The organism is Thermococcus sp. JdF3 (genome assembly GCF_012027495.1).
Lineage (GTDB): Archaea > Methanobacteriota_B > Thermococci > Thermococcales > Thermococcaceae > Thermococcus.
The window spans coordinates 104,667-125,861 of the sequence record NZ_SNUK01000005.1 but is presented as its reverse complement, the minus strand read 5'-3'; the positions used below and the strand labels follow the sequence as shown (position 1 = coordinate 125,861).

Here is a 21,195-nt window from a genome sequence, read left to right as displayed (position 1 = left end):
TTCAGCTCACCCTCGGATCGAGCAGTCCTTTGGTCAGCTCCAGCAGGAGGGAGAAGAGGAACGTTATGGTGGCTATCGACAGCGTTACGACGAAGAAGAGGCGGTAGTCGAAGCGCACGACGACGCCTATGGCCGGGACTATGGTCCTGACGAAGCTGGCCCTCAGGAGTGTTCCAAGGCCGCCGAGGCCGAAGAGGACGTCTATGACTATGTAGTCCGTGAACATCTCAACGAACTTCTGGACCGTGAAAGAACTCAGGACGATGGAAACGTTTCTGAGAACGTGCTTCCTGTATATCATCCCCTCGGGAAGGCCCTTGGCCCTCTCGGTGAAGACGTAGGGCTTTCCAAGCTCGTTCCTCACCTCGTGGGCCACCGTGACCACGAACTCCCAGACGTAGACGAAGACCAGCGTGGTAACGGGAAGGACGAGATGCCAGAGGATGTCGATGAAGCCCCCAAAGCCCTCCTTTGGTGGAGTGCTCCTCAGGCCGGCGATGGGAAGAACGCCGAGCTCAACGGCGAAGACCGCTATCAGAACCGCACCTATCCACCAGGAGGGCAGGCCGTTGAAGAAGCGAGCCAGGCCCTCAACCGTCCCAAGGAACCTTCCGTTTGCCAGCTTAAAACCCAGGAACAGACCCAGGAAAATCGTCAGGAGCATGGCCAGCCCCATGACGGCGAGGGTCACCTTTATGACGTGGGCGAAGTCGTACTTGGGGTTCTCGCGGTAGTAGTCAAAGCTCTTCCTGAGGAGGTCTATCCCCATGAGGAGAAGGTTGTCGGTTTCGACTCCCTTTGCCTTGGTGAGTATTCGATAGTAGTACTCATCAACTGTCAGGCCCTCCCTGGTGGCGTTCCTCTCAAGCTCGGCGTAAAAAACCGGGTTGGATTCGCGGATATTAAGAACCGCCTCGTGGGCGTACTCCCATGTCAGTTTGTTCGAGCTGGCGCCGGCTACCAGAACGATCACTAAGAGGACGCCGAGGTAAACCGCCACCAGCCGGGTGAGGGTCCTAAGCGGGAGCCTCATGACAAATTATTTTGACCGAAAATGGTATATAAAGATATCGGAACAAGTTAAATATAAAAACTCTAAAAATACGGAAGGATGGGGCAGGTTTTTTAAACGGGAGCAGACAACGTGACTACATGAGGCTTTTACTGACGACTTCTAAGGGAATCGAGGATCTTGCAAAGGGGGAGGTTGAGAACCTGCTCTCGGGACTTGGGGTTCCGTTTCGTGTGGAGGAGAAGCCGCTCGGCGTTGAAGGGCGGGTTCTTGCCGAGGTCGGCGGGGCTTACTACACCGACGAAAAGGGAAGGAAGCGGGAACTGAGCGTCCCAACGTACCTGAACGAACGCTCCAGGCTCCTCCACAGGGTTATATTGGAGATAGCAAGCGAGCGCTTTGAAGGGATAGGCTATGACGAGCCGGAAAAAGCACTCAAACGGATTGAGGACTTCGTTTCATCGCTCCCGATAGAGCACTTTGTAAAAGTCAGCGAGAGCTTCGCCGTGAGGAGCTTCCGGAAGGGAGAGCACAGGATAACGAGCATAGATGTCTCGAAGACCGTTGGTAAGGCGATATTCGAGCGTTTAGAACGCTTCGGAACTCCGAGGGTCAACCTCGACCACCCGGCTGTTATATTCCGGGCAGAGCTGGTTGGGGATGTTTTCTTCCTCGGGGTAGACACGACCGGGGACAGCTCGCTCCATAAGAGGCCCTGGCGCGTTTACGACCACCCGGCGCACCTAAAGGCCAGTATAGCCAACGCACTGATTGAGCTGGCAAAACCGGACGGGGGTTCGTTCATCGACCCATTCTGTGGGAGCGGTACGATTCCTATAGAGCTGGCCCTGAGGGGCTATGATGGACGGATAATCGGCCTGGAGAAGTATAGAAAACACCTGCGCGGGGCCGAGATGAACGCCCTCTCCGCGGGGGTCTTAGAGCGGATAGAGTTCATCCCCGGCGACGCCACCAGGCTGAGCGAATACGTCGAGAGTGTGGACTTCGCGGTGAGCAACCTTCCTTACGGCCTTAAAATAGGCAGAAAGAGCATGATCCCCGGGCTTTACTCGGCTTTCTTCCAGGAGCTCTCAAAGGTTCTCGAGAAGCGTGGCGTCTTCATAACGACGGAGAAGAGGGTGATAGAGAAGGCGATAACCGAGAACGGCTTTGAAATCAAGCATCACCGCCTCATCGGCCACGGCGGGCTCATGGTACACACCTACGTGATAGAATAGCCGGGGAAAGAAAAGAAAGAGAGCTCAGACCTTCAGCGCCTTGACCGCGCTGAGGGTCTCCTTGAGGTCCTCGTAGCCGTAGCGGAGGTATCTCCTTCCCTCGTTTTCATAGCCGTCCGCGAAGGCGCTCCAGGCCCTGTTGAGGGCCCTCTCGCCCCTGCTGAAGACGCTCATGATGGTTCCGTAAGTCATGAGGCCTTCTATCCTGAGGGGTTGCGCCTTCTCGGCGAACTCATCGAGCTCCTCGAGGATTCCGGTGAGTTCTTCAACGGCCTTCTCGCGCGGGGCGTCCATTATCCTCTCGATCCTGCCAAGGGCATCGGTGAGGAGCCTCTCAAGCTCCCTGACGCCTCCGGTTCCGCTCTGGGCCGCCCTGTGGAGCTCCTCCTTCGCACCCTGGCGCCTGAGGAAGATGCCCGCCCCCATGACGACCAGGGAAGCGGCTAAGCCGCCCCACATGGGCGGGATCCTGGCGGCGGTGATGGCTCCCGCAACGAGGCCTACCGTGAGCAGGACGTTTCCAGCGAGCTTCTTCATTTCCATCACCTCACGGGTGGAGCACTCCCATAACGGTCAGGACCGCGAAGAGGAGCGTCATTGCCGCCTCTCCGACCATCAGTCCGGCCGCGACCGGGAGCACCTTCTCGGTTATGAACTCGTTGCCCTTCTTCCTCTTCGCCACCTCGTGGACGATACAGCCGAGTCCGTAGGGCAGGATGTAGAGCATCGGCAGGTACATCGACAGGCCGACGAGGACGCCAAGTCCCGGTATTCCGCTCATGGAGAGGGCGAAGCCGAGGATTCCTCCCGCGATGAACTTGTCCACCGGGACGTTGCCGCCGAGGATCGCATCGACCATGGACTTGAGGGCCATGGCCTGCGGTGCCGGGACGGTCTCGTTTCCGATGCCGTAGGCCTTCCATATGAGGCCAACGACGGTGAGGGCTATTATCGGGCCTATCCAGGCGGTGAGGAGCTCAACCTTCTGCTGCCTGGAGGGAATACCTCCAACGAGGTGGCCGGTCTTGAGATCCTGCATCATGTCAGCGGCGCCGGAGATGGCGACACCGACGGTGGCTCCAAGGAGTATGGTCAGCGGCACCTGCTTGCCGGTGAGGTAGAGGAGTATCATGACCGACACGAGGGAGAGGCCCGAAACCGGGCTCCAGTCGGTCATTCCGGTGGACATAGCAACGAGCAGCGCCGCCACGAATATCCAGGCGACACCGACGAGTGCCGTGAGCAGGCTCCTGCCGATGCCGAGGTTACCCAGCTGGTAGGTGGTAATGAGGAGCAGCAGGAAGGCAAGGGCTATTCCAGCGTAGAGGTACTTTATCGGGAGCTCCTCGTTCCTGCCGGTTCCGAGCTTGCTCGCGTTGGCTATGCTCTTAAGGGCGACTATAATGACGGGCATCGAGAGTATGAGGCCCGCTATCGAGCCGCCGAGGAGCATTCCGATACCGAGCGGCCTGGTCATGTTGGCGTAGACGAAGCCGCTGACGGCACCGCCGGTGACGTCGCTCGGGAGCCAGCCGAGGGTCTTAACTATGGGCGTGATGATGTAGTAGGAGAGTATTCCACCGGCGAGGACTATGAGGCCGTTCCTTCCGGTGATGAGGCCCATTCCAAAGACCATCAGCGAGAGGGCCATGGCCAGGCTGACCCACTCGGGGAGGTGGAGTATAGCGCCAAGGTCTATGTACTCGGGGATTATCTCCGGGAGGCCGAGCACCGGGAACTGCTGGATGAGGTAGACTATTGCACTGACGGCCATGCCCAGGAAGAGCAGTCTGGCCTTCTCGATTCCGCTTCCAGGGGTCTTCAGGACGGTGGCAACGGCAGTCCCGGTCGGGAAGCGGAGGCGGTCTATCTCAATCATCTGCTTCCTCAGTGGGATTATGAAGGTGATTCCAAGTATAGCTCCGGCCGCTGTGGCGAGGAAGAAGTAGGTCGTGTTTATCTCCTCGTGGAGTCCCATGATGTAGAGCGCCGGGATGGTGAAGATGACTCCCGAGACCGAGATGTTGACGGCAGAGGCTATGGTCTGAACGATGTTGTTCTCGACGACGGTTCCCTTCTTGAGGATTCCCCTCAGAACTCCCCAGCCGACGATGGCAGCTATCGCCGAACCGCCGGAGGTGAAGCCCATTATCATTCCCGCGTAGGTGAAGCTGGCCGCCATGAAGGCGCCCCAGATGACGCCGAGGATTATCGCCGCGGGCGTCACTTCGCGGTAGGTCTCGTCCGAATCCTTACGCTTCCAGCTCGCGTCTCCAACCTTCCAGTTGGCGTCCGCCATCTCCCAACCTCCTGTACAGTTATGAGCATTCATGTCCATGTTCCGTGGGAATGTGCATTCCTGGGAGATTGGTCCGTTTGGCAATATAAAGTTTTTCAGCCCTGTAAATGCCAAGAACGCGGATTTAAAACCAAAGACGAGTTAAAACAGACTTCTATGCCGTTTTTAGTCTCAGCATGAATAAAAATTCATCAGGAAGATGGACAATTGGACACCAACGCACATTACGACATTGAAGGCTCGAAGGGTGTTTAATGTGCCGTTTAATCCGCCGAACGATGGTTAGTTGAAACTTGAAAATGCTGAAGCGATTTAGGAAAAGTTCCGGGAAAAACGAAGGCTCAGGTCTTCAGGGTCACGTCAATGACCGCGGTCTCGTTGCCCGGATTGCTCACCGCGACCTTCCACCTGCCCTCCGGAAGCTCAACGACCGCATTTACTTCCCTGACGGTTCCAAAGTCCCTCAGCACGGTTCCGTCGGAGGAGACAACCTTCACCTCGACGGGGACGCTGGAGCTTATCTCGACCGTCAGGTTCGCCGGGCCCCTGAAAGGCCACTCCCTGCTCTCCCCGGCCGGAACGTTCTTTCCCCTGGCGTAGACGAAATTGTTGTCCAGGCAGGCGGAGCTGAGCACCACCAGGACCAAGAGGAGAACTACCAGCCAGCGGACGGGCTTCATAACACCACCGAAGACAGTTAAAGATTAAAAACTTAAAAAAGTTTCTCAGCACAGTATTGAACCCTCGGCCAGGACGTCGAACTCGACATTCCCAATTCCCTCAATCCAGGCCTCAATCCTGTCGCCGTGACTGAGCGGGCCTACCCCTGCTGGAGTCCCGGTCGCTAGTATGTCTCCCGGCTCGAGCGTCATGACGGAGCTTATGTACTCTATCAGCTCCGGGACCTTGAAGACCATCTCGCTCGTCCGTCCGAGCTGTCTTAGCTGGCCGTTCACCTTGAGGCCTATCTCCAGGTCATCTATCTTCAGCTCGCGTTTATCAACGACCCTCGGGCCGACTGGAGCGAAGGTGTCGAAGCCCTTGGGGAGGCTCCAGGGAAGGCCCTTCTCCCTCGCCTCGGCCTGGAGGTCGCGGGCGGTTATGTCGAGGAGTATCGTGTAGCCGAGCACGTACTCCATCGCCTTTTCCCTCGGCACGCGCTTCGCGCGCTTTCCAATTATCACCGCCAGCTCTACCTCGTGGTCAACCCTCCTGCTCATTCTGGGCAGTATTATAGGCTCACCCGGGCCTATCAGCGAGCTCGGCGGCTTGAGGAAGAAGACAGGCCTTTCTGGAACCTCACTCTCCATCTCCCTCGCGTGCTCGGCGTAGTTCTTCGCCAAAGCCACTATCTTGCCCGGCCTCAGTTCGTAAAATCCATCGCGGAATGGAAGGCGAACCATCGTCAACACCCCAACAACGGTTGGGGGCATCGGTTATAAACCGCTCGCGGGAAGGCTGGCCTCATCCCCTCACAAGGGCGAGGCTCTCAAAAGAAAGAGGTAATAAACCACTTCTCCCAAACATTCACCGGTGAAACCCATGAAGCTCGTCGTCCTCAAGGAGAGGGGAAGCACGCTCGTCTTCGTTTTCCTGGTGCTTTTCATAGTGCTCTTCACGGTGCCCCTGATATACATGCTCATCAACGTTCCCGAGGGAGGGGTGTTCATACTGGGGTTCTTCATCTTCTTCCTGCTGATGATGTCCCTCGGGGCCTACGCCCTGCTCAAAAAGCGGAGGGAATACCGGCGCGCCGAGAACTTCGCGAGTCTGGTGGGCTTCTCCGACTCAGGGGCAACTTTTCCGGAGGAACTTGAACTCGAGACGGGAAAGCTTGAGATGAAGGGATACTGGGTCGGGAGCGGAAAGAACCGGAGCTACCACGTGGAGAGGAAGTTCATTGCGGAGGGGAAGATAAGGGCGTCAGGGGTTTTGTTTCCCAAAGCGGGTTTCAAAGCGGCCGTTTCACCGGACGGCACGGGCTTTGTTAGGGCTCCAGCGGTTCGTATAACCGACGAGCTTTACAGGAACATCCTGCTGCTCTTCTTCACCGACGAGGGAGAGGTCAGGGGGAGCGGCACGGTGGCGGTTGCCACGGAGAGCGATTCGGCCCAGATAAACTTCAGGGGGGAAGGAAAGTTCATTGCCGGAACGGTCTATTCCACCCTGGCGAAGGCGAGGCGCGTAAAGGTCGCCCTCAGCACGGATGGTTTTGAATATGAGAAGATAATCGGGAAGGGGCAGAGCTTCGAGTTCAGGGAGAGAATGCTCCTGGAGGAGAAGGTCATCATGGTCGGCTCCTACGGCACGATAACGCCCAAGATGGTCGCCCATTCCCTCGGCGGCGGGACCGTCCTCCTCGGCCACGGCGAGTTCATAATCCGGGGAATTCTGGACATACGGCTGAGGCCGGACGTTAAAGCCGAGGAGACCTTCAGGGTCGAGCTGGAGGAAGAAGCCGAGGAAGAAAGGAAGTTTGAGGAGGGGTGGGGAGTTTTTGAATAACAATCAGCCCTTTCCAGTTTTGAGGACTTTCCACGCCAAGAGCCTGCCGGTGTATTTTCCACCCAGAGAGCCATAATCCTCAGGCTTAAGGTATCTCCTCGATGCACGTAGGAGTGAAAGAACTGTCCTGTAGCACCCGGGTAGTTCTTCCCCTTTTTTGCCCCTCTTCTTGAACTCCGAGATGCACTTCTCAAACCGATATTTCAAAAGAATTTTTAGTCCATCTTCAGGTCTGCCCCGTATCATTTCAAACCAGCCCAAACCGAACTTCGAAACTAATCTGTCAACCAGTTCAACATTTCCTTCGCTCAACAGCCCATCTACCAGATAAGGAAGTAAATACGTTTTGAGTTCCTTTTCCAGAATGAAAATAGCCGTTGATGTGTACCCATTCTTCTCCATATAGGCCTCAAGGAAGTAGTTAGTTAAATCTTGCTTAGAAGGCAATTCTGACGCTCCAAGTGCGCGCCTGAGAGACGGATCCTCTATTATGTTCGCAAATACCTCAAGAAGTTTACCATTTTCAATTAGACCAAGGATCTCGTTGATTTCGTCTTTGTCTTCAGCGTTGAAGACCAGAGCAGCAATGAACCCCCTCACGAGGTAATGAATATCAGATGGATAAAGCCTCCCACCCTTTGAACGTCTGACCTGGATGAGCCCTTTCACAGTGCTTTTAAGTATCTCCATTGGATCAATTCCAACGCTAACCAAAAGTTTGACAAATCCGGGAGAACGCAGATAACGCACAATGGAGCTGATACCATATTCCTTACGGGCTTCTTCAATGGCTTCTTTAACTAAGCCCCTTGCCATATCCCTGAATTCATCGTATTCACTTAGGAGCACTGCAAGCATAAGTTTATGATCAAGGATACTAACTTTAGCCCCGAGGTTTAAAAGCCGTGATATAAACTTCACAACGACCTCTTGAGGGAGTTCACTGCGCTCGTCCAAAAACAGGGAAATAACTTTATTTTGCCGATCATGACACAGACAGTGGACGTCTATTCTTTCTATTTTTCCGTTTATTTCAAAGAGCCCATTTCCCCAAACACTCAACCAAAACTTTCCGAAATCAACGCTTGAACTCTCGAGTTTATTAAGGCACTCTTTTATATCATCCTCTGCTTCCTGGGGAAGGAACAACTCAAAAACTCCAGGATTCGTTTCTAAGTACCTACACTCTTCTATACACATCATCTTCGCAATCTTCTCAAACTCCCTCCAGCCATCATCAAAATTTTTCTCCAGGAGGGAGAGGGCCATAAAAGTGTAATAACGAATAGACGGTATTTCATCATCGAACTTAAGTTTGATTACGCTATCCCAAAATCCAGCTTTGACCAGCGTTTCCGCTATACTCCAGCGATAGTACTCAAAATTGGAACCCGGAATTGTTCTTAACTTTCCAAGTTCTTTTTTAGCGACCTCAATTGCACGGTCAAGAAGGGTCCTATCACTTTTTCTCGATGCCGTCCGAATCATTGATCTGGAAACTTCAAGCCGATGCTCTGGGAAGAGATAGCCCCTCTCCAGAATCTCGCTGTAAAAGGGTGTGACATCGGTGAAATCGGAGGCAATCTCTATTATTTCCAGCTCTATGGAAAGTGAGCCGGCAGCCTTGATGAGTTGCCTAACGTAATCTTCCAGCGTCTCGGGATCAAGCTCTTTACCGGCGTTTTTAATGAACTCTTCAATCAGGCCAATAAGCTCTTCCTTATTCAGGCCTTCAGAGAGGAGTACCCCCTTGATAAAGTTTAGTGCCCTCTCCCATTTTCCAACATGGATCTCATTGAGCACTAAAGCTCCCAGGATTCGAGCGTTGGGACGCAGAAGTATCAACGCAACAAGATTCTCAACGTTTTCAAAGAGCCTCTCGTGTATTTTCTCTCTGTGAGGATTGCGCTGTCCAGTCCACGGAATATTCTTGATTAAAGATTCAATAGTTTTTGAAACCTCCTCGTAAGGGTGAAAAGAATACTCTCCCACCCAGCTCTGAGCCAGCTTCAGGTAATATTCACCTTTTTTCCAGTCTTCCTGGATCGCTTCGTTCGCCACTTCCAAAATGCCCCACAAAACGCCACCTCTGACGTGTTTAACAGGAATCCCCAAAGAATCGGCGATAGATTGAGAGTATCTTTCAAGGTTCGTCAGGACATCGTAGTCAAGGGGTTCTGCGACACCTTCAAGCTTGGGGTTTCCTTCCAGTTCAAGTGCGACCTTAGCGAGGTAGAGAAGAAATTGCATTGTATCGGAGTTGCTTATGGATTTTTTACCGTGCTTGGCTTTTAAAGCATCTTTTATCTCCTCAAATGCTTCAAAAACATCGTTTTTGAGCTTGAGGGTTCTCCAGGCATTTTCTTTTTTCGAGCTGATGTTCTCATTTTCACCCATCGTGCCCACCACTTTGAGGTCTGTTCTGGAGGAGTTAAATATATTGTGACTCAAATATCAGATTATTAGCTCAAAAACATATATCAGTAACTAAGCCCAATAGTATAACGACAACACCCGGAGGTGACCCAAATGGGAAAGAAGGGCTCCAAACCCATGACGCCCGAAGCGGCCTCAAGGATACAGAGCGCCGTCGACAGCGGAAGGGCCATTAAAGCCGACGCCGGTTTTAAGGCCAGAGCGATGAGGGCGGCCGCGAGGAACTCGAAGAATAACAGGGATTATGAGGAAGAGTTTGAAGACACCATCATTGAACTGATACTCGATGATGGAGCAGAGCCAGACGAAATCTTTGACATCGGCAACTGGTTCTGATGAGTCCACTCAAAGCTAAGAAAACAAGAAACGGCCGAATAAACGACCGCAACTTAGTCTTTCAGCCCCTCAACGGCTCCGGAATCGCCCTATCCCACTGCTCCCTCGCCAGCTCACCGGTGTACTTGAACTTCTCGACCTTTTTCTCGGCCTCCTTGCGCTTCTTCTGGTGCTCCTTGAGGAACTCCTGAACGCGCTCGATCAGCTCGCGCTTGCACTGGCCGCAGAGGAGCTCGCCACTTTTGCACGCGTGATAGCGCTCCATGAGCTTCTTATCGTCCGGCTCGAAGAATATCTCGAACCACTTGAAGACGACGCACTTCTCGGGTTCTCCTCCCTTCTCACGCTGTTCCTTGGCGGTTGCCCTCCCGCCGGTGAGGGCGTACTTCCATATCTTCTTACCCGCCTCTTCGGGGTCATCAGTGAGGTAGACGGCCGTCTCTGGCTTGCTTGCACTCATCTTTCCGCCGAGGTCTATCAACCCCGGAACGAACTTGGAGTGAATTGCAGCGGTCTTGTAGTAGCCGAGGCTCTCCGCGAAGTCTCTCTGGAGCCTCCAGTAGGGGTCCTGATCTATGGCCGCTGGAATCAAACAGCGCTTCTTCTCGAAGAAGGTCGGAGCGGCCTGTATGGCCGGGTAGAATATCATTCCGATCTTGCTCTGGTCCGTGAAGCCGAAAACGGCCCTGGCCATCGAGTAGTTTATTTTCCTGGCTATAGGAATGGCCATCTCGTATATCTTGGTGAATTCGCTGTCCTGGAAGATGAACGTTTTATCCGGGTCGAAGCCGACCGCTATGATGTCAAGGATGTTGTCGTAGGCCCATCTCTTGGTGTCGTCGAAGGTGAGCTTGTCCTTGAACAGAAACTTCTCGTCGTCGGTTATCTGGATGTAGAGATTGACGTCAAAGTTCTCCTGGAGCCATTTGGTGGCGTAGAACGGTATGATGTGACCTATGTGCATCGGCCCGCTCGGACCCCTGCCGGTGTAGAGGAAGAAGCCCTTCCCCGTTTCGTAGTCGGCAAGAACCTTATCGTAGTCCCTGTGAGAGAAGAAGAACTTCCTCCTGAAGAATATTGGAAGTTCGCTCTTCGTAAGCTCCGCGGTCTTCTTTATAAGCTCATCCGTAAGCGGGCTGGTTCCGAACTCGACTATAAGCTTCGCGTAGTCTACCACACCTTCAACGTCCCATGGAGTGACCTTAAAGTCGCCCATTCAAAGCACCTCCATCTCCAGTGGAAACGAAACTCCAGACTAAGACGGTCAAGAAGAGGTCGGCTTCACCAGGGCCAAAAGCAATCACCCAGCATGGGAAGAGAAAGGGAGAAAGGGAATTTAAAGTTTTCCATTCTCCTTCAGCCACTCGCCGTACTTGACGAGGGCGTAGACCGCATCGACGCCGTCCTCGACTGTCTCGTAGACGGGAACGCCCTTGAGCTCGATGTTCCTGGCCATCTTGTGCGGATAAGTCCCACCGGGGGCGACGAAGACTATCGGCTTGCCGTACTCCTGCATCCTGGCTATCGCCTCGACGATTCCCTCGTCGAGGGCCGGGCTCTGGAAGAGCGCTATGACGACGAGGACGTCAACGTTTTCATCCTCCAGCGCGTAGCGCATGGCTATCTCATATCTGCTCGACGGGGCGTCGCCTATGACGTCTATCGGGTTCCTGTAGCTCATGTGGTGCGGGAGCTTGCCTTCCTCGATGTCTTTCCTAAAGCGCTCGTTGGTTTCTTCGCTCAGCTCGGCGAGCTTCATTCCCTTCTCGAGCAGGCCGTCACTCATCATGACTCCCGCTCCACCGCCGTTGGTGACTATCGCGACCCTGTTGCCCTTCGCCGGCTTCTGCATCGCCAGGGCCTTCGCGTAGTTGAAGAGCTGGCGCATGCTCTTGGCGCTCAGAACGCCGGTCTGCTCGAAGGCGGCCTCGTATATCTTGAAGGAACCTGCGAGTGAACCGGTGTGGGAAGCTGCGGCCTTGGCGCCGGCCTCAGTTCTACCGCTCTTGAGTATGACGACGGGCTTCTTGAGGGTGACCTCCTTGGCAGTGTTGAAGAACTTCCTTCCGTCCTTGACGCCCTCGATGTAGCCGGTGATGACTCCGGTCTTCGGGTCGTCGCCAAGGTAGGCCATGAAGTCGCTCTCGTCGAGGTCGGCCATGTTTCCGAGGCTGATGAACTTGCTCATTCCTATCTTGTGGCTGGCGGCCCAGTCGAGGATTGCAGCACCGAAGGCACCGCTCTGGCTCATGAAGGCTACCTTTCCGAAGGGCGGCCTCGCCTGTCTCTCCGGCGGGTTGAAGTTGCAGTCGAAGCCGTTCTCGAGGTTGGTGACGCCGAGACAGTTCGGACCGACGAGCCTTATTCCCCACTTTCTGGCGCGCTTAACAAGCTCCTCCTCAAGCTCGACCCTTCCGGCCTCCTTGAAGCCGGCGGAGATGACGACGGCGCTCTTAACCCCCTTCTCGCCGCACTCGTCTATGACGTCGGGGACAAACTTCGCCGGAACCGCTATGACGGCGACGTCGACATCGTCGGGTATCTCCTTAATGCTCCTGTAAACCTGGAACTTCTTCCCGTTGACCTCGACCTCGCCGCCCTTGACGTTGACTGCGTAGACCTTTCCGTCGAATTTTAGTGTTATCGAGCGCATTATAGCGTTTCCAACCTTTCCGGGGACGTTTGACGCCCCGATGACCGCGACGCTCTTCGGATAAAACAGGAAATCGAGCTTTGGTGCCTCCATCTTGTCCACCTCCGAAGGTTTTTCGGGAGCCCATATTTAAGCCTTCCTCCCCAGATGGGTACATCCGGGAAGATGGATATTTTGTCCAGCAGTGGCCCTAATGAACCGGGGCCTTTACATATATAAAGTTACCGCAGGAAGCAAAAGGGTTATATGCCATAACGTTAAAAGAAGCATTAGAACGTTTAAATTGGGTGGTGGAAATGGCGAAAGTGAAGGTCATAACGGACCCGGAAGTTATAAAACTGATGCTTGAGGACACGAGGAGAAGGATCCTCGGACTGCTCCGCAACAAGGAGATGACCATCTCCCAGCTGAGCGAGATACTGGGGAAGACGCCCCAGACGATATACCACCACATCGAGAAGCTCAAGGAAGCCGGCTTAGTCGAGGTCAAGAGGACGGAGATGAAGGGCAACCTGGTGGAGAAGTACTACGGAAGAACGGCCGATGCCTTCTACATCAACATGTACCTCGGAGACGAGGAGCTCCGCTACTTCGCCCGCTCAAGGCTCAAGATAAAGCTGGAGATATTCAAGGCCCTTGGATACGAGTTCGATGACGAGGGGCTCCTAAACACGATGGATGAGCTTCTCAAGAAAGAGCATGAGTACAAAACGGAGATATCCAAAGAGATCGAGGCCAACGAAGAGGCGCTCAAAGACTTCTCCAATGAAGATATCATCCACGCCATCGAGTGGCTGGCCATGGCCAGGATGGGCCGCGACGAGGAGACCCTGGCACTCTTGAAGAAGCTGGGAGAAATACTTAAAAAATAACTCCCAAAGGGGAAGCGATGGGATATGGCAAAGGGGATAAGGTTACTGGTTCTGGACGTGCTTAAACCGCACCAGCCGATGGTGACGGAGCTGGCGCTCGGACTCAGCGAGCTCGATGGGGTCGATGGGGTCAACATAACCCTCGTCGAGATAGACAAGGAGACGGAGAACGTCAAGATAACGATGGCCGGCGACAACCTCGACTACGACGAGATAGTCAGGACGATAGAGGAGTTCGGCGGCGTGGTGCACAGCATAGACATGGTTGCGGCGGGTAGGAAGATCGTTGAGGAGGGAGAAACCCCCCAGGACAAGCTGGAGGAGTACTGAGTGAGGGAAGTTTTGATAATCACAGAACCCGAGAAGGTGAAGGTGCTCTCAGAAGGGACCAGACTCAAAATCCTACAACTCCTAAGGGATCGCCCAATGACCGTCAACGAACTCAGCGATATCCTCGGAAAGGACAGAACGACCATATACAGACACATAAAGATGCTGGAAAACGCAGGTCTCGTGGAGGAGCTTGAGGTCCAAGGAAACGAAAGGGTTTACTCCAGGACCGCGAGATTGTACCTCATCAAGGCAGACCCAGACGAGAGCGTAGAGAAGTTCAGACAGGCTTACCTCCAGGTCGAGGCGGAGAAGCTCGTCCAGATCCTCGAGAAGGCAGGGTTCAAAATAAAAAACAGAGAGAAGCTGGTAAAACTTGCCAAGGAGGTCCTGGACGAAATAGAGATTAATTCTCAGTCGATCCTCAAGAGAATATCCCAAGCCGACGTCGACTTAACGGAGATAGAGCTCTTCCACCTCCTCAACATGCTTGTCTTCATGCAGAGCTGCGAGCTGTGCGGAAAGGCCCAAGAGGCCCGACACATGATTGAAGATGACTAATCCGTGTTATCCGCCCTTTCTCTTTCAACTGGCCCTCCCAAAGGGCAGCTCACGGAGAGAAAAACTCAATGTTGAAACGGGATGTTTCATTTCTGACCCTCCATCCGGTGTTCTTTTACGTCCCACAATGAACAATAGTGGCAAAGTTTAAATATTTCACCATCGGTGATATATTCTGACCATCCGGTGGTGATTGCCATGGCCAGAAAGGTGTTGGTGGCAATTCTAGTACTTCTGGTCTTTCTCAGCGCCTCGGCAGTTCCGGCAAAGGCGGAAACCCTCGAGAACGGCGGCGTCATAATGCAGGCCTTCTACTGGGACGTTCCCGGTGGGGGAATCTGGTGGGACACCATAGCCCAGAAGATACCCGACTGGGCGAGTGCCGGGATTTCAGCCATCTGGATTCCCCCCGCGAGCAAGGGCATGAGCGGCGGCTACTCCATGGGCTACGATCCCTACGACTACTTCGACCTCGGCGAGTATGACCAGAAGGGAACCGTTGAGACCCGCTTCGGCTCAAAGGCCGAGCTGGTGAACATGATAAACACCGCCCACGCCTACAACATGAAGGTCATAGCCGACATAGTCATCAACCACCGCGCCGGCGGAGACCTCGAGTGGAATCCCTTCGTGAACGACTACACCTGGACCGACTTCTCCAAGGTTGCCTCCGGCAAGTACACCGCCAACTACCTCGACTTCCACCCGAACGAGCTTCACGCGGGCGATTCCGGAACCTTTGGCGGCTATCCGGACATATGCCACGACAAGAGCTGGGACCAGTACTGGCTCTGGGCCAGCCAGGAGAGCTACGCGGCCTACCTCAGGAGCATCGGCGTTGATGCCTGGCGCTTCGACTACGTCAAGGGCTACGCCCCCTGGGTCGTCAAGGACTGGCTCAGCTGGTGGGGCGGCTGGGCGGTAGGAGAGTACTGGGACACAAACGTCGATGCCCTCCTGAGCTGGGCCTACGACAGCGGCGCCAAGGTCTTCGACTTCCCGCTCTACTACAAGATGGACGAGGCCTTCGATAACAACAACATTCCCGCGCTGGTAGATGCCCTCAGGAACGGTGGGACGGTTGTAAGCCGCGACCCATTCAAGGCCGTTACCTTCGTCGCCAACCACGACACCGACATAATCTGGAACAAGTATCCTGCCTACGCGTTCATTCTCACCTACGAGGGACAGCCGACAATATTCTACCGCGACTACGAGGAGTGGCTCAACAAGGACAGGCTTAAGAACCTCATCTGGATACACGACCATCTCGCGGGAGGGAGCACCCACATAGTCTACTACGACAGCGACGAGCTTATTTTCGTGAGAAACGGCTACGGCGACAAGCCCGGACTGATAACCTACATCAACCTCGGCTTAAGCAAAGCCGGAAGGTGGGTCTACGTTCCGAAGTTCGCCGGCTCCTGCATCCACGAGTACACCGGCAACCTCGGTGGCTGGGTTGACAAGTGGGTGGACTCAAGCGGCTGGGTCTACCTCGAGGCCCCGGCCCACGACCCGGCCAACGGCCAGTACGGCTACTCGGTCTGGAGCTACTGTGGGGTGGGCTGAAGTCTCCCACTCCAGTTGTTTCCATTCTTCCCGTTTCTGTTTACGGCGACACTTGAGTGGCTCCCTTTCTCGCGAATCCTGGCCATAGGAACTCAAAAATCCCGCTGAGAAGCCAGGCCGTGAAGAACATTACCGTCTCCCTGGAGACCCCATGGACGCTCCCTCCAAGGAGCAGGAACTCCGCCCCAACGAGAACCACCAAAGCAGCATACAGAAGGACGTTCCGGAGTAAAAAGGCCAGCTCCAGTTTCCCGTTCCGGAACTCCCAGGTGCGGGGGAGGAGGGCACCCACAACCCAGAGAAGGACCAGAACGAGCATTGTCTCGGGGGAGAATCCCCTGACCGCGAGGACAGCGAGTGCAAGGACAACGACCGGGACCGACATGACAACTCGAACCGCGTTTTCGGAGACCATTTTCACCACCTGCAGCTACTCCAATCAGGACTGCCAACAAAGCTTCCACTTCATACAGGTTCACTCTTTCACGTTTTTGCACCATGACTGGTTCTCTCTGAGATTTTAAGATTCCTTCACGTAGAGGGGACTAACCTCAACCTCGAATTTCAGCGTATCCGTTGGGACAATCATCCAGTTGGCAACGTTGAACTTCGCTTGAGCCTCAAAGGATAACCGGGCTGTGTTCGGCTTGGAGACAACGATAACGCTGGGGTTTGCCTTGAGGATTGCTCCGTAGGCGGGTTTTGAGAGCCTTCCACTTCCAATCTTCTTTACAAAGTCATAATGAATGAACTTAACATCCCTCCCCAGCTCATGACTTCGAACCTTCCATCTGAAAGTGATACCGTCGTTGGTTTCCTCACTAACCGATGCGGACGCGGAATAACTGAGTAAGTTTCCACCCGCATTTATTGTTGAAGTGTATGAATAGTATTTTTTGGGACCCCCATCCATACCGGGTAGCCAATCGTTTATCCATATTTCTGATATGGGTATTCTGTCCGGGACACTTATGCCAACGGTCATCTCATCAACGGCTATGTCGCTCCTCTTGGGATTGCCCGACTGATGAATCTCCACAAGGTAGTATTTCATCCCCGATGTTGTGGGTACATAGCTGAATTCTGCCGTTACCCCCATCTCCATTGTGTTTCCAACGGAGGCCTTTTTCCATGTGACTGCCCCAATGTCGGTCCAACCTCGGGTTCGTCCCATTATCGATATCTTCCTGCGTGCCGGCCTCTGCGAGAAGTTCTTTGCTTTTTTAATGAAGTCCCCTAAAACGGCCTCCTTTTTTGCCGGCCCCTCCACGATGTAGTAGTAAACTCTGTCTTGGGTGTCCCGATACACTCCCACGAACGTTACCCGGGATAACCCTCGGTCAGGAATTATTCTAAGCGGCATGTTTTTGCGGTTTATCTCCACCAGGGCTTTCACTGCATCCTCCCCGTAGAAGTACATCATTTTGCCCGGCAGGCTTGGCAGGAGTTTGATGTCCAGCGTATCTTTGTTGGATTCCTTTGTCTCCTCCGCGGATATATTTGTTCCAGCCGCTGTCACTCCAAGCATAAGTAGTCCTAAGATGGCCGCCACCAGCGGGCGCCACTTCAAGCGGTTCACCTCCAAGAGTTTCCAGCGGATATAAAATCCAAGTCCTTAAAAGTTTTCTCATTCAATAGTAATTTATAACAAATATGAAAAGGCTCAACCACCGCAAAATGACTCTATTCACGATCCGCAAGGCCAAGCGTTTTTCAGCCCCCAACGCCAGTCCAACCATGAAGAGCAGTAGCGTCCAGAAGAGCGAAATTATCGCGTGGAGTACGGATAAAACCCGAAAACCCACACGAAAACATTAGACGCCGAAACCACCCCGGAGAACACGAACCACAGCCTGCTTTCCAGCGAGCAGTACTTCGAATCCCTATAGGCGGAGCACATGGGCCACATCAGTGCCGGGAAGCCCAGCCAGTAAAAACCCGTGACAAGAAGGGCCTCAAGTCCAAAGTACCCACCAAGGAGTGCCAGGGCCAGCTCGGCAATCCACCAGCGTAAAATAAAGTGGGGGAACTTCAGTTCAGGGGAGTTTCATTTTGACACCACCCATTTATGATATCAAAGTGGTATAGGGACGAGGATCAAAAACACCAAAAGCCCAGCTAAAGCGCAAGATAAATAGGACTTCTTCCCGGCGCTCAATCCTCTACCCAGCAGTAGCATAGCCAAGATTAACCCAAACATCAGAGCTATCTGCTCCACAATTATCCTAAAAGGAACCCAGTCATTGTAGAAAAGCCTTAGTATTGATCCGGTCATGCCAGCCACTACGAGTGGTGTGGTTGATTTCAAGTAGACTTCCAAGCTTGGCAGAGCCTTCAAAATTAGTCTAAGTATCCCCAAAAGGAGTGCAGACTGAATCACAAACCTCAACCCTGCCACCAGCACAGCCACCCATATTCGTGAAAGCTCACCATTCAGAACAACAATCATCCAGTAAAACCCCACAATCTGATAAGAGTACACAACAATACCACACAAGAACAATGATACAAACCAAAGGAGCAATTTATTGGCTGTCTTCATTGGTACCCCTCCGGGTTTCTTTGTATTTTTGAAAACCCCACTTCAGTATCCCAATCACAGACGCCCCAAATAACAATGCCGGAATCCACAATCTTATGCCAATCAATATGGTGGTTAATCCCCCTGAAGAAGTCCACCAAGCCAAAAATGTATCACCCAGTAGAAAATATCCGAAAAGTGCTCCAAATACTCCTCCAAGCAAAAAGGCCACGCTTGTGCTCAAAGCTGAATAATATGAGTATTTGCTTTTATTGACATATACCACTATTCCAATCAGCAGGGCAGTCCACGGGGTTATAGCGGCCAATAGCCCCTTTAAAAAATATAAAAAGAGACGGTTCTTATTCGTCTTCACTTTCACACCTCCTCAAATATGAGTGCATCTATGTTCGCTCCTGAAAGAAGAAGTGCAATTGCGGAGCTAAGTGCATTCTTCATCAAGTTCCCTCCGAAGATTTTTTGTAATCCATAGATGTTCTCACCGCATTAACCAAGAATGCAACAAACAATGATACCGGAACCCACCACATACTATGCCATTGTTCAAAGTAGGAATTACGCCAAATGAAAAACCATAATCCCGCACCAAATAATTCCCCTACCAAGAAAGATATATTTCCACGAAATGTAGAGAACACATTGTATTTCAAATCTAAAAGTTTTACGAGGAATACTCCCACTAATGCCGTTAGCAACGTTGTTGAGACTAGAACACCGCATAAAAAAGAAAGAAAAAGTGCAATCATTTTTAAACCTCCTTACCCCCAATAAGTTCCACCCATTATGGAACTGGTGGTAACAAGTAGAACACAGCTATCGCGGTGCAGATAGCACTGAAAAACACCGGCACAGGTCTCTTTATATTGTGCAGCAACAACTTGGCGAGTAGGAGATAGGAAAACAGCCACCCTCCAAACATCACGACCTCTCTTAAAACAAAGATGTTTTTTACAAAGTACACTACTGCATTAATAATCCCCGAAATTGCAAGAGGATAAAATGCGATAACGTACTTTGTCAAAGAATCAAGTTTCGTTCTGTTTAATATATACAGAGAAATTAAAACCAAGAACATTGAAATTGAATACAAAATAGCAAATCTCAAAAATGCCCCAATAATAGCAGCACCTATAAGCACGATGCTACTTCCAACATCCTGAGAGTTAATTGCAGTTAATGTGACTATAACCAGAAGGTTCTTTAAAGACAATCCCGCTCCAATAAAGATTAAGTCAAGAACAAATTTACTCTTACTCATATCCTCCTCACCCCAGGTTCGTACTGAAATACCAGCCTATGCTTCCTAAAAGTATTATGAGTGAAATGTCAGCTATAATGTCATTTAAAACCGGTTTTTTGTTCTCCCATTTTAAAGAGAGCCAGTATATGAACAGGGGGATGACAAGATCAAATGCTACGAATCTCCCAAAAGTTATTCCCAATAGAAAATTAAACAAAAAGGAAAAAACAGCGAGGGTAACTCCCGCAAGGGTTACTTTCACCATTGTTTAGACCTCCTCATATATTAACGCATCAAGAGAAGCACCAGATGCTAGGGTCAAAATGATTCCTACTGCTTGAGAAAGCAGTGCTGTGGTTCCTGTGGCTACAAAGCCCCCAATAATACCCCCAGCACTTGCGAGGCTCATTATATAACTCTGAAGTACAGAAGTACTCATATGTCCTATGACCAATATACCATGCTTTCCGTATCCTGAGTTAAATGTTATTCCCATTCTTATGTTCGCTGTAAACCTGCTATTAGTTTCAACAGTTATGACCTTGTAGTTTCCCTTGTTTTCAACATTAATTAAGTGTGCTCCACTTAACGCAGTTGTCCATACTTTCAAGTTAGATGGAGTGTAAAAAGCAACTGCGTATTTAGTTAGGGGTACAAGACGGTATATTTTCACATGTATTCCACCAAGTTCATTGTGGCGTACCTTGTAATACCGAACCTTTGTAAATACTGATGTTGGGGGAAGCGATATGGTTTTCTCTTCCACAATTGCATCAAATCCATAAAGAGTTGTTTTTATATAAGCACCAACACCTATTGCATCATCTGGCCGTATAGGCTCCTTCTGAACTGGCATTGCCAAAGCACTCCCGGCTGTCACTCCAACCATCAGCAGTCCAATGAGGACTGCCATCAAAGGCCGCCACTTCAAGCGGTTCACTTCCTCAAGTTTTCAATCCGATATAGAATCCAAGTCCTTAAAAGTTTTTCTATTAAAGTAGTAAACTACAAACCAGGAGAAAAAAAGATTTTAACAGCCAAAACACAACCTCATTTGACGAAAACAAGTTGAGTAAAAGAGATCCACACAAAACCCCAAAGGCGTTGAACGGACCATATCAATACAGAGTGCAGTCAGATTTGACAGAAGAAATTAAGATTACAAGAATTCTGTCTTTTTCGGAGCAGCTTCCCAAGAAAAAGTCCAGATGACCAGATAGTACCACAGTATAAAGAACAGCGTTACTACCAGATAGCTCCTCGTCAGGGAGACAAAGGGGAACAGGAGCATGCCCAACACTGTCAGAATCCAGCCGTAGCGGTAGGGGGAAGTTCTACCACCAGTGCCCTTCCTCATCAAGGTCGCAACAATCACCGCAAGAAGTCCAATTAAAATTGTCTTGGGTGACAGCATTATACTGAAAAATTCCCCCGGATCCACGACCATTCCCTTTGAGATCGCCCACATTGTTGTCATATACAGCCAAAAAAGGAGAACAAAGCATGAAACAGCCTCTTTTCCTATCCTTCCAATGCCTTCCTCGTGAGGCAGGAATTTAATCCAGTCCACCTGCTGACCCCCCTACACTTGTAGGGCAT

General features: G+C 52.0%; 24 protein-coding genes. 7 read left to right on the top strand and 17 right to left on the bottom strand.

Going from position 1 to position 21,195, the window contains the following annotated elements; genetic code table 11:
- Position 1: 1 nt before the first annotated feature.
- A complete protein-coding gene (locus E3E42_RS09125) occupies positions 2-1,033 on the bottom strand; it encodes an ABC transporter permease (protein WP_167904255.1) in 1,032 nt (343 codons plus the stop codon).
- 119 nt (positions 1,034-1,152) lie between these two features.
- Between E3E42_RS09125 and trm14 the strand changes: the two genes are divergently transcribed.
- A complete protein-coding gene (trm14, locus tag E3E42_RS09120; RefSeq protein ID WP_167904253.1) occupies positions 1,153-2,250 on the top strand; it encodes a tRNA (guanine(6)-N2)-methyltransferase in 1,098 nt (365 codons plus the stop codon).
- Positions 2,251-2,274: 24 nt separating this feature from the next.
- Here the strand turns inward: trm14 and E3E42_RS09115 are convergent, their stop codons facing one another.
- From E3E42_RS09115 to E3E42_RS09100, 4 genes are all read right to left on the bottom strand, one after another.
- Positions 2,275-2,793, bottom strand: coding sequence for a cell division protein (locus tag E3E42_RS09115; RefSeq protein WP_240913678.1), 519 nt, complete (start codon positions 2,791-2,793; stop codon positions 2,275-2,277).
- A gap of 4 nt (positions 2,794-2,797) precedes the next feature.
- The gene (locus E3E42_RS09110) at positions 2,798-4,549 is read right to left on the bottom strand and encodes an OPT family oligopeptide transporter (RefSeq protein ID WP_167904251.1); all 1,752 of its coding nucleotides are present in this window, start codon (positions 4,547-4,549) and stop codon (positions 2,798-2,800) included.
- A gap of 341 nt (positions 4,550-4,890) precedes the next feature.
- The gene (locus E3E42_RS09105) at positions 4,891-5,229 is read right to left on the bottom strand and encodes a DUF4493 domain-containing protein (RefSeq protein ID WP_167904249.1); all 339 of its coding nucleotides are present in this window, start codon (positions 5,227-5,229) and stop codon (positions 4,891-4,893) included.
- A gap of 45 nt (positions 5,230-5,274) precedes the next feature.
- Positions 5,275-5,952 carry a fumarylacetoacetate hydrolase family protein gene (locus E3E42_RS09100; RefSeq protein ID WP_167904378.1) on the bottom strand — a complete coding sequence of 226 codons (678 nt, stop codon included), beginning with the start codon at positions 5,950-5,952 and terminating at the stop codon, positions 5,275-5,277.
- Between the two features lie 139 nt (positions 5,953-6,091).
- Between E3E42_RS09100 and E3E42_RS09095 the strand changes: the two genes are divergently transcribed.
- Positions 6,092-7,054 (top strand): hypothetical protein, encoded by a 963-nt coding sequence (locus E3E42_RS09095; protein ID WP_167904377.1) that lies wholly within the window; start codon positions 6,092-6,094, stop codon positions 7,052-7,054.
- A 3-nt stretch (positions 7,055-7,057) separates the two neighbouring features.
- On the opposite strand, the gene E3E42_RS09090 is transcribed toward E3E42_RS09095, so the two are convergent.
- Complete coding sequence (locus tag E3E42_RS09090; RefSeq protein ID WP_167904247.1) at positions 7,058-9,451, bottom strand: hypothetical protein; 2,394 nt, start codon at positions 9,449-9,451, stop codon at positions 7,058-7,060.
- A 132-nt stretch (positions 9,452-9,583) separates the two neighbouring features.
- Here E3E42_RS09090 and E3E42_RS09085 point away from each other — a divergent pair, with 132 nt between their 5' ends.
- A complete protein-coding gene (locus tag E3E42_RS09085; RefSeq protein ID WP_167904068.1) occupies positions 9,584-9,826 on the top strand; it encodes a hypothetical protein in 243 nt (80 codons plus the stop codon).
- Positions 9,827-9,887: 61 nt separating this feature from the next.
- Here E3E42_RS09085 and E3E42_RS09080 read toward each other — a convergent pair whose 3' ends face one another.
- Both E3E42_RS09080 and E3E42_RS09075 read right to left on the bottom strand, forming a co-directional pair.
- Complete coding sequence (locus tag E3E42_RS09080) at positions 9,888-11,042, bottom strand: tryptophan--tRNA ligase (RefSeq protein WP_167904245.1); 1,155 nt, start codon at positions 11,040-11,042, stop codon at positions 9,888-9,890.
- Positions 11,043-11,162: 120 nt separating this feature from the next.
- Positions 11,163-12,572: an acetate--CoA ligase family protein gene (locus E3E42_RS09075; RefSeq protein WP_167904376.1), complete on the bottom strand. Its 1,410-nt coding sequence runs from the start codon at positions 12,570-12,572 to the stop codon at positions 11,163-11,165.
- A gap of 203 nt (positions 12,573-12,775) precedes the next feature.
- Between E3E42_RS09075 and E3E42_RS09070 the strand changes: the two genes are divergently transcribed.
- The 4 genes from E3E42_RS09070 to E3E42_RS09055 all read left to right on the top strand — a co-directional run bounded on the left by E3E42_RS09070 (position 12,776) and on the right by E3E42_RS09055 (position 15,814).
- A complete protein-coding gene (locus tag E3E42_RS09070) occupies positions 12,776-13,351 on the top strand; it encodes a helix-turn-helix domain-containing protein (protein ID WP_167904243.1) in 576 nt (191 codons plus the stop codon).
- A 24-nt stretch (positions 13,352-13,375) separates the two neighbouring features.
- Positions 13,376-13,681 carry a DUF211 domain-containing protein gene (locus E3E42_RS09065; protein ID WP_058939297.1) on the top strand — a complete coding sequence of 102 codons (306 nt, stop codon included), beginning with the start codon at positions 13,376-13,378 and terminating at the stop codon, positions 13,679-13,681.
- Entirely contained in the window at positions 13,682-14,242 is a 561-nt protein-coding gene (locus tag E3E42_RS09060) for a transcriptional regulator (protein ID WP_167904241.1), read from the top strand.
- A 198-nt stretch (positions 14,243-14,440) separates the two neighbouring features.
- Positions 14,441-15,814, top strand: coding sequence for an alpha-amylase (locus E3E42_RS09055; RefSeq protein ID WP_167904239.1), 1,374 nt, complete (start codon positions 14,441-14,443; stop codon positions 15,812-15,814).
- A 40-nt stretch (positions 15,815-15,854) separates the two neighbouring features.
- Here E3E42_RS09055 and E3E42_RS09050 read toward each other — a convergent pair whose 3' ends face one another.
- From E3E42_RS09050 to E3E42_RS09015, 9 genes are all read right to left on the bottom strand, one after another.
- A complete protein-coding gene (locus tag E3E42_RS09050; protein ID WP_167904237.1) occupies positions 15,855-16,235 on the bottom strand; it encodes a hypothetical protein in 381 nt (126 codons plus the stop codon).
- A gap of 99 nt (positions 16,236-16,334) precedes the next feature.
- Entirely contained in the window at positions 16,335-17,384 is a 1,050-nt protein-coding gene (locus E3E42_RS09045) for a hypothetical protein (protein WP_167904235.1), read from the bottom strand.
- A gap of 504 nt (positions 17,385-17,888) precedes the next feature.
- Complete coding sequence (locus tag E3E42_RS09040; RefSeq protein ID WP_167904233.1) at positions 17,889-18,356, bottom strand: hypothetical protein; 468 nt, start codon at positions 18,354-18,356, stop codon at positions 17,889-17,891.
- The gene (locus E3E42_RS09035) at positions 18,340-18,711 is read right to left on the bottom strand and encodes a hypothetical protein (protein ID WP_167904231.1); all 372 of its coding nucleotides are present in this window, start codon (positions 18,709-18,711) and stop codon (positions 18,340-18,342) included. Before E3E42_RS09035 ends, E3E42_RS09040 begins: the two co-directional genes overlap by 17 nt.
- Before the next feature lie 82 nt (positions 18,712-18,793).
- The gene (locus tag E3E42_RS11870; protein ID WP_206206082.1) at positions 18,794-19,102 is read right to left on the bottom strand and encodes a hypothetical protein; all 309 of its coding nucleotides are present in this window, start codon (positions 19,100-19,102) and stop codon (positions 18,794-18,796) included.
- Positions 19,103-19,137: 35 nt separating this feature from the next.
- On the bottom strand, positions 19,138-19,614 hold the full coding sequence (locus E3E42_RS09030; RefSeq protein ID WP_167904229.1) for a hypothetical protein: 477 nt from the start codon (positions 19,612-19,614) through the stop codon (positions 19,138-19,140).
- 7 nt (positions 19,615-19,621) lie between these two features.
- Positions 19,622-19,861, bottom strand: a complete 240-nt coding sequence (locus tag E3E42_RS09025) for a hypothetical protein (RefSeq protein ID WP_167904227.1) — start codon at positions 19,859-19,861, stop codon at positions 19,622-19,624.
- Between the two features lie 3 nt (positions 19,862-19,864).
- Positions 19,865-20,509 (bottom strand): hypothetical protein, encoded by a 645-nt coding sequence (locus tag E3E42_RS09020; protein ID WP_167904225.1) that lies wholly within the window; start codon positions 20,507-20,509, stop codon positions 19,865-19,867.
- A gap of 246 nt (positions 20,510-20,755) precedes the next feature.
- Complete coding sequence (locus tag E3E42_RS09015; RefSeq protein WP_167904223.1) at positions 20,756-21,166, bottom strand: hypothetical protein; 411 nt, start codon at positions 21,164-21,166, stop codon at positions 20,756-20,758.
- Positions 21,167-21,195: the final 29 nt, after the last annotated feature.

Excerpts from the sequence above, each read along its gene's own strand:
- E3E42_RS09125 (WP_167904255.1), bottom strand. The coding sequence starts at position 1,033 with ATGAGGCTCCCGCTTAGGACCCTCACCCGGCTGGTGGCGGTTTACCTC.
- trm14 (WP_167904253.1), top strand. The coding sequence starts at position 1,153 with ATGAGGCTTTTACTGACGACTTCTAAGGGAATCGAGGATCTTGCAAAG.
- E3E42_RS09115 (WP_240913678.1), bottom strand. The coding sequence starts at position 2,793 with ATGGAAATGAAGAAGCTCGCTGGAAACGTCCTGCTCACGGTAGGCCTC.
- E3E42_RS09110 (WP_167904251.1), bottom strand. The coding sequence starts at position 4,549 with ATGGCGGACGCCAACTGGAAGGTTGGAGACGCGAGCTGGAAGCGTAAG.
- E3E42_RS09105 (WP_167904249.1), bottom strand. The coding sequence starts at position 5,229 with ATGAAGCCCGTCCGCTGGCTGGTAGTTCTCCTCTTGGTCCTGGTGGTG.
- E3E42_RS09100 (WP_167904378.1), bottom strand. The coding sequence starts at position 5,952 with ATGGTTCGCCTTCCATTCCGCGATGGATTTTACGAACTGAGGCCGGGC.
- E3E42_RS09095 (WP_167904377.1), top strand. The coding sequence starts at position 6,092 with ATGAAGCTCGTCGTCCTCAAGGAGAGGGGAAGCACGCTCGTCTTCGTT.
- E3E42_RS09090 (WP_167904247.1), bottom strand. The coding sequence starts at position 9,451 with ATGGGTGAAAATGAGAACATCAGCTCGAAAAAAGAAAATGCCTGGAGA.
- E3E42_RS09085 (WP_167904068.1), top strand. The coding sequence starts at position 9,584 with ATGGGAAAGAAGGGCTCCAAACCCATGACGCCCGAAGCGGCCTCAAGG.
- E3E42_RS09080 (WP_167904245.1), bottom strand. The coding sequence starts at position 11,042 with ATGGGCGACTTTAAGGTCACTCCATGGGACGTTGAAGGTGTGGTAGAC.
- E3E42_RS09075 (WP_167904376.1), bottom strand. The coding sequence starts at position 12,572 with ATGGAGGCACCAAAGCTCGATTTCCTGTTTTATCCGAAGAGCGTCGCG.
- E3E42_RS09070 (WP_167904243.1), top strand. The coding sequence starts at position 12,776 with ATGGCGAAAGTGAAGGTCATAACGGACCCGGAAGTTATAAAACTGATG.
- E3E42_RS09065 (WP_058939297.1), top strand. The coding sequence starts at position 13,376 with ATGGCAAAGGGGATAAGGTTACTGGTTCTGGACGTGCTTAAACCGCAC.
- E3E42_RS09055 (WP_167904239.1), top strand. The coding sequence starts at position 14,441 with ATGGCCAGAAAGGTGTTGGTGGCAATTCTAGTACTTCTGGTCTTTCTC.
- E3E42_RS09040 (WP_167904233.1), bottom strand. The coding sequence starts at position 18,356 with ATGAAGACAGCCAATAAATTGCTCCTTTGGTTTGTATCATTGTTCTTG.
- E3E42_RS11870 (WP_206206082.1), bottom strand. The coding sequence starts at position 19,102 with ATGATTGCACTTTTTCTTTCTTTTTTATGCGGTGTTCTAGTCTCAACA.
- E3E42_RS09030 (WP_167904229.1), bottom strand. The coding sequence starts at position 19,614 with ATGAGTAAGAGTAAATTTGTTCTTGACTTAATCTTTATTGGAGCGGGA.
- E3E42_RS09025 (WP_167904227.1), bottom strand. The coding sequence starts at position 19,861 with ATGGTGAAAGTAACCCTTGCGGGAGTTACCCTCGCTGTTTTTTCCTTT.
- E3E42_RS09020 (WP_167904225.1), bottom strand. The coding sequence starts at position 20,509 with ATGGCAGTCCTCATTGGACTGCTGATGGTTGGAGTGACAGCCGGGAGT.